The 12,520-nt window shown below is 68.9% G+C and carries 12 protein-coding genes; 6 read left to right on the top strand and 6 right to left on the bottom strand.

Going from position 1 to position 12,520, the window contains the following annotated elements:
* Positions 1 to 2: 2 nt before the first annotated feature.
* The 6 genes from pqqC to VQ065_RS15515 all read left to right on the top strand — a co-directional run bounded on the left by pqqC (position 3) and on the right by VQ065_RS15515 (position 6,906).
* Positions 3 to 755 (top strand): pyrroloquinoline-quinone synthase PqqC, encoded by a 753-nt coding sequence (gene pqqC, locus VQ065_RS15490; protein ID WP_003111679.1) that lies wholly within the window; start codon positions 3 to 5, stop codon positions 753 to 755.
* The gene (gene pqqD, locus VQ065_RS15495) at positions 752 to 1,030 is read left to right on the top strand and encodes a pyrroloquinoline quinone biosynthesis peptide chaperone PqqD (RefSeq protein WP_003088542.1); all 279 of its coding nucleotides are present in this window, start codon (positions 752 to 754) and stop codon (positions 1,028 to 1,030) included. Before pqqC ends, pqqD begins: the two co-directional genes overlap by 4 nt.
* Complete coding sequence (gene pqqE / locus VQ065_RS15500; protein ID WP_003119136.1) at positions 1,002 to 2,147, top strand: pyrroloquinoline quinone biosynthesis protein PqqE; 1,146 nt, start codon at positions 1,002 to 1,004, stop codon at positions 2,145 to 2,147. Before pqqD ends, pqqE begins: the two co-directional genes overlap by 29 nt.
* A 4-nt stretch (positions 2,148 to 2,151) precedes the next feature.
* Positions 2,152 to 3,978: an alpha/beta hydrolase family protein gene (locus tag VQ065_RS15505; protein ID WP_003088546.1), complete on the top strand. Its 1,827-nt coding sequence runs from the start codon at positions 2,152 to 2,154 to the stop codon at positions 3,976 to 3,978.
* A gap of 86 nt (positions 3,979 to 4,064) precedes the next feature.
* Positions 4,065 to 5,228, top strand: coding sequence for an alcohol dehydrogenase-like regulatory protein ErcA (gene ercA, locus VQ065_RS15510; protein WP_003088548.1), 1,164 nt, complete (start codon positions 4,065 to 4,067; stop codon positions 5,226 to 5,228).
* Positions 5,212 to 6,906 carry a hybrid sensor histidine kinase/response regulator gene (locus VQ065_RS15515; protein ID WP_003088550.1) on the top strand — a complete coding sequence of 565 codons (1,695 nt, stop codon included), beginning with the start codon at positions 5,212 to 5,214 and terminating at the stop codon, positions 6,904 to 6,906. Before ercA ends, VQ065_RS15515 begins: the two co-directional genes overlap by 17 nt.
* Positions 6,907 to 6,938: 32 nt before the next feature.
* Here VQ065_RS15515 and VQ065_RS15520 read toward each other — a convergent pair whose 3' ends face one another.
* The 6 genes from VQ065_RS15520 to VQ065_RS15545 form a co-directional block, all read right to left on the bottom strand.
* Positions 6,939 to 8,147, bottom strand: a complete 1,209-nt coding sequence (locus VQ065_RS15520; RefSeq protein ID WP_003088553.1) for an MFS transporter — start codon at positions 8,145 to 8,147, stop codon at positions 6,939 to 6,941.
* 124 nt (positions 8,148 to 8,271) lie between these two features.
* The gene (locus tag VQ065_RS15525; RefSeq protein ID WP_003088555.1) at positions 8,272 to 8,835 is read right to left on the bottom strand and encodes a putative glycolipid-binding domain-containing protein; all 564 of its coding nucleotides are present in this window, start codon (positions 8,833 to 8,835) and stop codon (positions 8,272 to 8,274) included.
* Entirely contained in the window at positions 8,832 to 9,188 is a 357-nt protein-coding gene (locus VQ065_RS15530) for an MmcQ/YjbR family DNA-binding protein (protein ID WP_003088557.1), read from the bottom strand. The genes VQ065_RS15525 and VQ065_RS15530 overlap by 4 nt, the downstream gene beginning before the upstream one ends.
* 18 nt (positions 9,189 to 9,206) lie before the next feature.
* Positions 9,207 to 9,485 (bottom strand): peptidylprolyl isomerase, encoded by a 279-nt coding sequence (locus VQ065_RS15535; protein ID WP_003088559.1) that lies wholly within the window; start codon positions 9,483 to 9,485, stop codon positions 9,207 to 9,209.
* Between the two features lie 57 nt (positions 9,486 to 9,542).
* Complete coding sequence (locus VQ065_RS15540; RefSeq protein ID WP_003088561.1) at positions 9,543 to 11,498, bottom strand: acetoacetate--CoA ligase; 1,956 nt, start codon at positions 11,496 to 11,498, stop codon at positions 9,543 to 9,545.
* Between the two features lie 67 nt (positions 11,499 to 11,565).
* Positions 11,566 to 12,486 (bottom strand): LysR family transcriptional regulator, encoded by a 921-nt coding sequence (locus VQ065_RS15545; RefSeq protein ID WP_003088564.1) that lies wholly within the window; start codon positions 12,484 to 12,486, stop codon positions 11,566 to 11,568.
* Positions 12,487 to 12,520 lie beyond the last annotated feature (34 nt).

Below are 12,520 nucleotides of genomic sequence, written 5' to 3' on the forward strand. Positions count from 1 at the left end.
ACATGAGCCGTGCCGCCATGGATCGCGCCGAATTCGAACGGGCGCTGCGCGACAAGGGACGCTACTACCATATCCACCATCCGTTCCATGTCGCGATGTACGAGGGCCGTGCCAGTCGCGAACAGATCCAGGGCTGGGTGGCGAACCGTTTCTACTACCAGGTCAACATCCCGCTGAAGGACGCGGCGATCCTGGCCAACTGTCCCGACCGCGAGGTCCGCCGCGAGTGGATCCAGCGTATCCTCGACCACGACGGCGCCCCCGGCGAGGCGGGCGGCATCGAGGCCTGGCTGCGTCTGGCGGAAGCGGTGGGCCTGGAGCGCGAGCAGGTGCTGTCCGAGGAGCGGGTGCTGCCCGGCGTGCGCTTCGCCGTCGACGCCTACGTCAACTTCGCCCGTCGCGCCAGTTGGCAGGAGGCGGCGAGCAGTTCGCTGACCGAACTCTTCGCCCCGCAGATCCACCAGTCGCGGCTGGACAGCTGGCCGCGCCACTATCCGTGGATCGAGGCGGCCGGCTACGAGTATTTCCGCAGTCGCCTGGCCCAGGCCCGGCGCGACGTCGAGCACGGCCTGCGGATCACCCTGGAGCACTATCGGACCCGCGAGGCACAGGAACGCATGCTGGATATCCTGCAATTCAAGCTGGACGTGTTGTGGAGCATGCTCGACGCGATGAGCATGGCCTACGAACTCGAACGCCCGCCGTACCACACGGTGACCCGCGAGCGGGTCTGGCATCGGGGGCTGGCATCATGAGCCTGCCGTCGCTCGACAGCGTGCCGATGCTGCGCCGGGGCTTCCGCTTCCAGTTCGAACCGGCCCAGGACTGCCATGTGCTGCTCTACCCCGAAGGCATGGTCAAGCTCAACGACAGCGCCGGGGAAATCCTCAAGCTGGTCGATGGCCGCCGCGACGTGGCGGCCATCGTCGCGGCGCTGCGCGAGCGTTTCCCCGAAGTCCCCGGCATAGACGAAGACATCCTGGCGTTCCTCGAGGTGGCCCATGCGCAATTCTGGATCGAGCTGCAGTGAAAGCGTGGGGCCGCCGCTCTGGCTGCTGGCCGAGCTGACCTATCGCTGTCCGTTGCAGTGCCCGTACTGCTCGAACCCGCTGGAATTCGCCCGCGAGGGCGCCGAGCTGAGTACCGCGGAATGGATCGAGGTGTTCCGCCAGGCTCGCGAGCTGGGCGCCGCACAGCTCGGTTTCTCCGGCGGCGAGCCGCTGCTGCGCCAGGACCTCGCCGAACTGATCGAGGCAGGGCGCGGCCTGGGCTTCTACACCAACCTGATCACCTCCGGCATCGGCCTCGACGAGGCACGCCTGGCGCGCTTCGCCGAGGCCGGGCTGGACCACGTGCAGATCAGCTTCCAGGCCGCTGACGAAGAAGTGAACAACCTGCTCGCCGGCTCACGCAAGGCCTTCGCCCAGAAACTGGCGATGGCCCGCGCGGTGAAGGCGCACGGCTATCCGATGGTGCTCAACTTCGTCACCCACCGGCACAACATCGACAACATCGAGCGGATCATCCAGCTGTGCATCGAGCTGGAAGCCGATTACGTCGAACTCGCCACTTGCCAGTTCTACGGCTGGGCCGCGCTGAACCGTGCCGGGCTGCTGCCGACCCGCGCCCAACTGGAGCGCGCCGAGCGGATCACCGCCGAATACCGCCAGCGGCTGGCCGCCGAAGGCAACCCGTGCAAGCTGATCTTCGTCACCCCCGACTACTACGAGGAACGGCCGAAGGCCTGCATGGGCGGCTGGGCCAGCGTATTCCTCGACATCACCCCCGACGGCACCGCGCTGCCGTGTCACAGCGCGCGGCAATTGCCGGTGCAGTTTCCCAACGTGCGCGAGCACAGCCTGCGCCACATCTGGTACGAATCGTTCGGCTTCAACCGTTACCGCGGCGACGCCTGGATGCCCGAACCCTGCCGTTCCTGCGAGGAGAAGGAGAGGGACCACGGCGGCTGCCGCTGCCAGGCGTTCCTCCTCACCGGCGATGCCGACGCCACCGACCCGGTCTGCGCCAAGTCGGCACGGCACGACCTGATCCTCGCGGCCCGTCGCCAGGCCGAGGAGGCGCCGCTTGGCCTGGACGCGCTGACCTGGCGCAACCAGCGCGCGTCACGCCTGATCTGCAAGGCCTGAGGCAATGGTCGACTACGGCGACTGGCCGAGCGACTGGAGCGCCGAGCGCGCGGTAGCCGCCGGGCGCGATTTCAGCGAGCTGAAGGCGGCCCATGGCGGGCTGGCCTGGGTGGAATTCGATCCGGCCAGCGCGCGCTCGCGCCTGTACCTGTGGCGCGACGGCGTGCTGGAGGAGCCCACCGCGCCGGACGGCTCGGTGCGCAGCCGTGTCTACGAGTACGGCGGCGGCGCCTGCTGCGTGACGCTCGACGGGCTGGCCTGGGTCGACGAAACCGACCAGCAGGTACGCCGCTGGCGAGCGGGCCGCGCAGCCCAAGTGCTGGGCGGCGGGGCGCAGTGTCGCTACGGCGACCTGGCCTACGTCGATGCCTGGGATGCCCTGCTGGCGGTGGAAGAGAGCCATGGGCCGACCGGGGTCGTGCATCGCATCGTGCGCCTGGACGCCGATGGCGCGCGCCGGGTGCTGGTCGAGGGCGCCGATTTCTACGCCGCGCCGCGTGCCGCCGGCCAGGGGCGGCGGCTGGCCTGGATCGAATGGGACCGTCCGCACCAGCCCTGGACCGAGACCCGCCTGGGCCTGGCGGAGAATGGGCGTACGCGCTGCCTGGCCGGAGCCGGAGGCGGCGAGTCGATCCAGCAACCACGCTTCGATCCCGCCGGCCGCCTTCACTGGCTGAGCGACCGCGACGGCTGGTGGCGTCCCTGCGCCGAGGTCGCGTTGGCCGGCCGCTTCGCCGATGCCGACCACGCTGGCGCGCCCTGGCAACTGGGCGCTTGCAGCTACCTGCCGCTGGGAGAGGGAAGGCTGCTGCTCAGTCGCGTCGAGGTCGGCGGCGGGCAACTGTTCCTGCGCGAAGCGGACGGCAGCGAGCGGCGCCTGGCCGCGGACTGGAACCGGTTCGCCGGACTGGCCGCGGATGCCCGGGCGTTCTACTGCATCGCGGCGGCGGCCGGACGCCTGCCGGCGCTGCTGGCGATCCACCGCGACGACCTGCGCGTCGAGGTGCTGCGTGGCGGCGAGCGACCGCTGGCGGAGGATGACCTGTCGCATCCGCAGGCCTTCGTCTATGGGCTGGGCAACGGCGAAAACGGCCACGGTTTCTTCTATCCGCCGCGCAATGCCCGCCGCCGCGTCGATCCCCGACGACCAGCGCCGCTGCTGGTGTGGCTGCATGGCGGACCGACCTCGATGCATTCGCCGGCGTTCGATGCCGGCCTGCAATTCTGGACCCAGCGCGGTTTCGCCGTGGCGGCGCTGAACTACCGGGGCAGCAGCGGCTACGGCCGCGCCTATCGGCAGCGCTTGCGCGGCCAGTGGGGGCGCCTGGAGTTGCGCGATATCGAGGCCGCGCTGGCGCGGCTGGACGCGGAGGGACGGATCGACCGCGCCCGGGTCTTCGTCCGTGGCGCCAGCGCCGGAGGCTACAGCGCGCTGCGCGCCCTGGCTTGCCTCGATGGCCTGCGCGGCGGCGCCAGTCTCTATGGGGTCAGCGATCCGTTGGCACTGGCGCGTTGCACCCACAAGTTCGAGGGCGACTACCTCGACTGGCTGATCGGCGACCCGCAGCGCCAGCGCCGTCGCTACCTGGCGCGCAGTCCGGTGCTGCAGGTCGGGCGCATCCGCGCGCCGGTGGTGTTCTTCCAGGGCGGGCTCGACGCGGTGGTGGTGCCGGAGCAGACCGAGGCGATGGTCGCCGGCCTGCGGCGTAGCGGCGTGCGCGTGGAGTGCCACCGCTATCCGCAGGAACGCCACGGTTTCCGCCAGCCGGCCAATCGCGCCCATGCGCTGCTGGCGGAATGGCGCTTCTACCTGGGCTTGCTGGAGGATTGAAAGGACCCGCCAAGGTCGCATTGCAATAACCGACGAATGCAGTAGGCTGCCGGCAATGTCCGATAACAATAAGAATGGTCTGTCAGATGAGCCACGACCTCAGCCAACTGCGTAAATTCGTCTCGCCCGAGATCATCTTCGGCGCCGGCTGCCGGCACAGCGTCGCCAACTACGTGAAGACCTTCGGTGCGCGCAAGGTCCTGCTGGTCTCCGACCCCGGCGTGCTCGCCGCCGGCTGGGTCGCCGACATCCAGGCAAGCCTGGAGGGGCAGGGCATCGACTACTGCCTGTATACCGACGTTTCGCCCAACCCCCGGGTCGACGAGGTGATGCTCGGCGCCGAGTTCTATCGCAGCGAGGGCTGCAACGTGATCGTCGCGGTGGGCGGCGGCAGCCCGATGGATTGCGCCAAGGGCATCGGCATCGTCGCCGCCCATGGCCGCAGCATCCTCGAGTTCGAAGGCGTCGACCGGCTGCGGGTGCCGAGTCCGCCGCTGATCCTGATCCCGACCACCGCCGGGACTTCGGCGGACGTCTCGCAGTTCGTGATCATTTCCAACCAGGACGAGCGCATGAAGTTCTCCGTGGTGAGCAAGGCGGTTGTGCCTGACGTCTCGCTGATCGACCCGGAAACCACGTTGACCATGGATCCCTTCCTTTCGGCCTGTACCGGCATCGATGCACTGGTACACGCCATCGAGGCGTTCGTCTCCACCGGCCACGGGCCGCTGACCGATCCCCACGCGCTGGAAGCGATGCGCCTGATCGATGGCAATCTGGTACAGATGATCGCCAACCCCGGCGACATCGCCCTGCGCGAGAAGATCATGCTCGGGAGCATGCAGGCCGGGCTGGCCTTCTCCAACGCCATCCTCGGCGCGGTGCATGCCATGTCGCACAGCCTCGGCGGCTATCTCGACCTGCCCCACGGCCTGTGCAACGCGGCGCTGGTCGAACACGTGGTGGCGTTCAACTACAGCGCCGCGCCGGAACGCTTCAAGGTGATCGCCGAGACCTTCGGCATCGATTGCCGCGGTCTGACCCAGGGGCAGGTCCGCCAGCGCCTGGTGGACCACCTGATCGCCTTCAAGCACGCCGTGGGTTTCCACGAGAGCCTCGCCCTGCACGGGGTCGGCAGCTCCGACATTCCCTTCCTCTCGCGCCACGCGATGCAGGACCCGTGCATCCTTACCAACCCGCGCGAGTCGAGCCAGCGCGATGTCGAGGTGGTCTATGGCGAGGCCCTCTGAGCAGCAGCAGGAGGCCCTGGCCGGGTTACTCGGCCTGGGCAGCCACTCCGCGCGCAAGAGCCACTACCCGGAGCTGCTGGCGCGCCTGGAGGAGCTGGAGGCCGAGCGCAACCGCTACAAATGGCTGTTCGAGCACGCGGTGCACGGCATCTTCCAGGCCAGCCTCGGCCAGGGGCTGCGCGCCGCCAATCCGGCGCTGGCGCAGATGCTCGGCTACGACGATCCGCAACAGGTGCTCTGGTCGCTGGAGGACATGGCCGGGCAACTGTTCGTCGGCGGCGAGGCCGAGATGCGACGGATCCGCGCGCTGCTGCGCGAGCGCGGCGGCCTGTTCGGCTACGAGACGCGCCTCTGGCGCAGGGACGGCAGTCACATCGAGGTATTGATGAACCTGCTGCTCAGGCACGACGAGGAAGAATTGGTCGAAGGTTTCGTCGCCGACATCACCGAACGGGTCCAGGCCCAGCAGCGCCTGCAGACCATGAACGAGGAACTGGAGCGGCGGGTAGCCGAGCGCACCCACGAGCTGGAAGAACTCAACCGCCAGTTGCGCCAGGCGCGCGACGCCGCCGAAGCCGCCAACCACAGCAAGGACAAGTACCTCGCCGCCGCCAGCCACGACCTGCTGCAACCGCTCAACGCGGCGCGGCTGCTGGTCGATACCCTGCGTGAGCGGGGCCTGCCGGCCGCCGAACTGCAACTGGTGGAGCGCACCCACCTGGCCCTGGAAGGCGCCGAGACCTTGCTCACCGACCTGCTGGAAATCGCCCGGCTCGACCAGAGTGCGATCCGTCCGGACCTGGACGACTATTCCCTCGACGAACTGCTCGCTCCGCTGGCCTCGGAGTTCGAGGAAGTCGCGCGTGCCGCCGGCCTGGCCCTGCGTGCGCGGATCCCGCGACTGGCAGTGCGCACCGACGCGCGCCTGCTGTCGCGGATCCTGCGCAACTTGCTCAGCAACGCCTGCCGCTACACCGAGCGCGGCAGCGTGCTGCTGGGGGCGCGCCGGCGTGGCGGCAAGGTACGCCTGGAGGTGTGGGACACTGGCCGGGGCATCCCCGCCGACCAGTTGCAGGCGATCTTCCTCGAGTTCAACCAACTGGACGCCGGGCGCGCTTCCGAGCGCCGTGGCGTCGGACTCGGGCTGGCCATCGTCGACCGTATCGCCGGCATCCTCGGCTACCGCATCGAGGTGCATTCGACTCCAGGCCGAGGCTCGCTGTTCGCCATCGAGGTGCCGCTGGTCCGCAAGCCGGCGCGGCCAGCACCCGGCGAGGCGATTGCGCGGGTTTCGGCCGGCGATCCGCTGCCGGGACAGCGGCTGCTGGTGGTGGACAACGAGACCGAGATTCTCTTCAGCATGTCCGCGCTGCTCGGCCAGTGGGGCTGCGAGGTGCTTACCGCCACCGACCTGGAAGGCGCGCGCAAGGCGCTCGATGGCCGCGCGCCGGATGCGATCCTGGTCGACTACCACCTGGACCACGGCGCTACCGGTTGCCAGTTGCTGGGCGCCTTGCGCGAGGACTACGGCGCGGAGATCGCCGCGGTGATGATCACCGCCGACCGCAGCGACGATTGCCGCCGCGCGCTGGCCCGCCTGGGCGTGCCGCTGCTCAACAAGCCGCTGAAGCCCGGCAAGTTGCGCGCGGCCCTGAGCGCCTTGCTCGGCGAGCTCTAGAACGCGTACCGCCGCCTGGGACGGTGCACGCCCTAGACGGGCCGGCGGCTGCGCCGGTGCAGTGCGACGGCCAGGGCCAGCCCGCCGAGCGAGGCCAGGCAGGCGAAGAGGAACATCGAGCGGAAGCCGAACAGGTTGGCGACGAAGCCCACCAGCGGCCCGGTGATGCCCAGCGACAGGTCGACGAACAGCGAGTAGGCGCCCAGCGCCGCGCCACGGTTGGAAGCCGGTACCAGGTTCACCGCTTCCACGCCGAACGCCGGGAACACCAGGGAGAAGCCGAAGCCGGTGAGCGCCGCGCCGGCCAGGCCGACCCAGGGATTCGGCGCGCTCCACAGCAACAGCAGGCCGAGGCTTTCGACGCCGAGGCAGATGATCGCCACGCGGAAGCCGCCGAGCCGGTTGATGCTATTGGCGAACAACAGCCGGGCGCCGATGAAGCAACCGCCGAAGGCACTCAGGCAGAGCACTGCGTTGGCCCAGCCACGGCTGGCGTAGTAGAGGGTGATGAAGGTGGCGATGGTGCCGAAGCCGATCGCCCCCAGCGCCAGGCCCATACCGTGCGGGGTGACCCGGCCGAGCACATGGTGGAACGGCAGTCGCTCGCCGTGCACCAGCGGCGCCGGCAACTTCGGCCAGGCCAGGGCGAAGCCGAGTGCCCCGAGCAGGACGATGGACGCGCTCATGCTCCACAGCCCCAGCCAGTGCACCAGCAGCACCCCTAGCGGCGCCCCGAGGGCGATGGCACCGTAGCTGGCGATGCCGTTCCAGGAAATCACCTTGGCGGTGTGCGGCGCGCCGACCCGGCCGATGCCCCAGCCGATCGCCGCCGAGCCGACCAGGCTTTCCGCCGCGCCGAGTACCAGGCGGCCGACCAGCAGGCTGGCCAGGCTCAGCGCCGGCCAGCCCTGGATCGCCACCGAGAGCAGCATGAACAGCCCGCTCGCGGCGCTGCCGGCCATGCCGTAGAGCACCGCGCGCTTCGGCCCGAGGCCGTCGATGACGCGCCCGGCGTAGGGTCGGGCGAGCAGGGTGGCGAGGTACTGCAGGCTGATCACCAGGCCGGCCAGCACCGAGCCGTAGCCGAGGTCGTCGTGCACGTAGCCGGGCAGCACCGCCAGCGGGATGCCGATGGTCAGGTAGCCGATGAAGGTGAACATCACCACCGAGACGATCTGCAGGGTGACGTTCTGCCGGGCGCTGTCCTGCGCCGGCGGGGTGGGACGGATATCGACGGACATGTGGGAAACGCGGTCGCAGTGGGTTGTCGCGGTCCGCCATGATGACCGTTGCGGATGACGAATGAAAGCAGGCTAACGGATTCGCCGGGCTATCGGCGACGCGCGGTGCCCGGCGCTAGCGCGTTCAGAGACGCTGGAAGAGACCCGGGTAGTCGATCACCAGGCCCTGTTCGTCCACCAGCAGTACCGCCTTGAACGCGCTGCCTTCGAGGTTCTCGTAGAGGTAGTGGCTGGCGTCCAGGCGGGTGTATGCCTGGCGCATGCTACGCGGCTCCAGGGCCGGGGCCTCGATGTAGAGCGCGCGGATTTCCGCGCGCTGGCCATCGGCCAGGCCCAGGCGGCGGATCGGGAAGGTGTTGGTGAAGGGGCTTGGCCAAATATCGATGTCCAGGCAACCGTCGAATGCCGGTAGCGCTTCGCCGTCGCCGTCCTGCCAGTGGCCGCGGCCATCGGCGAGCAGGTGCAGCTTGCGCACCCCGGTTTCGCTTTCGACGTGGAACACCGCCTCACGCAGATGCCAGTCGGCGTCCCAGCGCAACCGGTAGTCCAATTGGTAGGGCAGGCCGCTGCGTTCGTCCGGCGCGCGCAACTGGCTTTCCGCCTGGTCGTCCTCCAGGCGCAGGGCCTCCCAGCTGGACGACGGCGAGCGCCACAGGCCGGCCCAGGTGTACAGACGGTCGCGACTCATGTGTCGAGTACCAGGCCGAGGCGCTGGCGCTTGGGCAGGCGCGCCACCACCAGTTGATGGGAACGGACCAGGGCCTCGCGCAACTCCGCCGCCTTCATCGGGTAGGGGCGGGCCATGACGATCCAGTGCGCGCGCGCCAGGTAGGGCGCCGGACGGATGCCGGGGCGGTCGACATAGCCGAGGAACAGCTCGCTGCCGACCTTGAAGGCCAGGCCGCCGTCCTTGTCGACGAAGTCGAGGATGGCGAACATCTTGTTGCCGGCCACCGAGAACACCCGGTTCGAACCCCACTTGAGGTCTTCCCGGGCGCCGGGCAGTTGCAGGCAGAAGGCGGCGATCTGGTCGGCGGTCATGGACGCTCCGGTGGCGGTTCAGTCGCGGAAATACACTTCCAGGAGATGGTAGCCGAACTGGCTCTTCAGCGGACCCTGGAGCACGCCCACGGGTTTCCTGAAGATGGCATTGTCGATGGACCTGACCATCTGCCCCGGGCGCACCTCGCCGAGGTCGCCGCCGCGCTTGCCGGACGGGCAGGTCGAATGCTTCTTCGCCAGTGTGGCGAAGTCCTCGCCCTTGGCCAGGCGCTGCTTCAGTTGGGCGGCCTCGGCTTCGGTCTTGACCAGGATGTGGCGGGCCATGGCGACGGGCATGGGATTACCTTTTGCGGTAGCACGGAACGCGCATTCTAGCCCAGGCTCGCCGCGGCTTCAGTCGCGCAGTTCGGCGAGGTCGCGATAAAGCTCCAGCGCCTGCGGGTTGGCCAGGGCGTCGGTGTTTTTCACCGGGCGGCCGTGGATCACGTTGCGCACCGCAAGCTCGACGATCTTGCCGCTCAGGGTGCGCGGGATATCGGCGACCTGGATGATCTTCGCCGGTACGTGGCGCGGCGTGGCGTTGGCGCGGATGGTCTGGCGGATGCGTTCACGCAGCGGCTCGTCGAGTCGCACGCCGTCGCGCAGGCGGACGAACAGCAGCACACGCACATCGCCCTGCCAGTCCTGGCCGATGGCGATGGACTCGAGGACTTCCTCGACCTTTTCCACCTGGCGGTAGATTTCCGCGGTGCCGATGCGCACGCCGCCGGGATTGAGCACCGCGTCGGAGCGGCCGTGGATGACCAGCCCGCCGTGGGCGGTTTCCTCGGCGTAGTCGCCATGGGCCCAGACGCCGGGAAAACTGGCGAAGTAGGCGTCGTAGAACCTGGAGCCATCCGGGTCGTTCCAGAAGCCCAGCGGGATCGACGGGAAATGCCGGGTGCAGACCAGCTCGCCCTTGCCGCTGGCGAGGCGGCGGCCGTCGTCGTCCCAGATTTCCACGGCCATGCCCAGCGCCTTGCATTGCAGTTCGCCGCGCCACACCGGCAGCACCGGGTTGCCGATGGCGAAGCAGGAAACGATGTCGGTGCCGCCGGAGATCGACGACAGGCAGAGGTCGCTCTTCAGCTCGCGATAGACGTAATCAAAGCTTTCGTGGGCCAGCGGCGAACCGGTGGAGAGCAGTGTCCTCAGACTGTCCAGGCGGTGGCTGTGGCGCGGGCGTACGCCGGCCTTCTCGAGCGCCGCCAGGTACTTGGCGCTGGCGCCGAACACGGCGATGTCCTCGGCGTCGACGAGGTCCAGCAGGCGCTCGGGGCCGGGGTGGAACGGCGAGCCGTCGTAGAGCACCAGGCTGGCGCCCACCGCCAGGCCGGAGGCCAGCCAGTTCCACATCATCCAGCCGCAGGTGGTGTAGTAGAACAGCCGGTCGCCGTCGCCCAGGTCGGTGTGCAGGCCGTGCTCCTTGAGATGTTGCAGGAGCACGCCGCCGGTGGCATGGACGATGCACTTGGGTACCCCGGTGGTGCCCGACGAATAGAGGATGTACAGCGGCTGCTCGAAGGGCACCGGGGTGAAGACCGGCTCGCCCTCGGCCTGGTAGAACCCGTCCCACAGCGCGACACGCGCCTGGCAGCGGTAGTCCTGCGGCTGCGCCTGCGGACGGTCGTAGGGCACCACCAGCAGTTGCTCCAGGCCGGGCAGGCCGGCGAGCACCTCGTTGAGCTTGGCGGTCAGGTCCAGCGACTTGCCGGCGTAGCGGTAGCCGGCGCAGGCGATCAGCACCCGCGGTTCGATCTGGCCGAAGCGGTCGATCACGCCCTGGGTGCCGAAGTCCGGCGAGCAGCTCGACCAGGTGGCGCCGAGGCTGGCGGTGGCGAGCATGCCGACCACGGTCTGCCAGGTGTTCGGCATCAGCGCGGCGACCCGGTCGCCGGGGCCTATGCCCAGGGCGGCGAGGCGCTTCTGCAGGCCCGCCACGTGACGGGCCAGTTCGGCGTGGCTGAGCACCTCGCGGCGACCGTCTTCGCTCACCGCGATCAGCGCCGGGGCATCATCGCGGCGGCGCAGCAGGTGTTCGGCGAAATTCAGCGTGGCGCCGGGGAACCAGCGCGCCGAGGGCATCTGCGTGCCTTCCTCGAGGACCGCACGCGGCGGTTGCTGGAAGCGCACCTCGAAGAAGTCGACGATGGCCTGCCAGAACGCCTCGCGCCGCTCCACGCTCCAGGCATGCAGCGCCGGGTAGTCGGCCAGACCGAGGGCATGGCGCTGGTTGACGAAGCGCCGGAAGGCCTCCATGCGACTGGCGGCGATGCGTTCGGCGGAAGGGCTCCAGAGCGGTGCGGGCATGGCGTGTCCGTCCTTGTTGTTGTTCCGGGACATGCAGGAAGCATAACCGGACCCGCCGCTGCCTGCCTCACTCCGTGGACTGGTCCTGCGGCAGCGCCAGCGAGCGCCAGTCGGTGCCATGCAGCAGCACGTCGCTGAGGGCCTGGGCGGCGGTGGACAGCTTGTGCTCGCTCAGCCGCAGCAGGCCGACCCGTCGCTGCACCTGCGGCGCGTAGAGCGGCAGGCAGCGCGCGCCGAGTTCCTGCATCTGCTGGATGCACAGGGTCGGCACGGCGCTGACACCCAGTCCCTGGGCGACCATCCGCCCGACCGTGACCAGTTGGTGGCTCTCGAACGCCACCGGCAAGCGGCCGTGCTCGGCGGCCACGCTTTCTTCCAGGAGCAGGCGCACCGCCGAGGGGCGTTGCAGGGTAATGAAGGGCTCGCCGAGCAGTTCGCGCCAACTGATCCGCTCCTGCCCGGACAGCGGCGAGCCGGTCGGCACCACGGCGACGAAGCGGTCGCTGTAGAACGGGGTGAACTCGAGGTTTTCCAGGGACTCCGGCTCGAAGGCGATGCCCAGCTCGACGCGTCGGTTGCGGACCATCTCCAGCACCTGCTCGTTGATCACGTCGTGCACCGCCACGTTGACCCGCGGGTGGCGTTCGCGAAAGGTCTTCAAGACCAGCGGCAGCAGGTTGCCGGCGAAGGAGGGCATGGCGGCGATGGAGACCTTGCCCAGTTGCAGGGTGAAGTGCTGGCGCAGCAATTCCTCGGTATTGTCCCAGTCGGCCAGCAGGCGCAGCGCCAGCGGCAGCAGGGTCTCGCCCTCGGGGGTGAGGCTGACGCTGCGGGTGGTACGTTCCAGCAGCGGACCGCCGAGGCTTTCCTCCAGGCTCTTGATCGCCAGGCTCAGGGCCGGCTGGGAGAGGTGCAGGCGTTCGCCGGCCTGGGCGAAGCTGAGGCTCTGCGCCACGGCGAGGAAGGCGCGCAACTGCTTGACGGTCATTTATTTGTTTTTCTCATCAATGGATTGGAAAAAC

The sequence above is a fragment of the Pseudomonas sp. KBN10P06128 genome, from assembly GCF_037574945.1.
Taxonomy (GTDB): domain Bacteria; phylum Pseudomonadota; class Gammaproteobacteria; order Pseudomonadales; family Pseudomonadaceae; genus Pseudomonas; species Pseudomonas aeruginosa.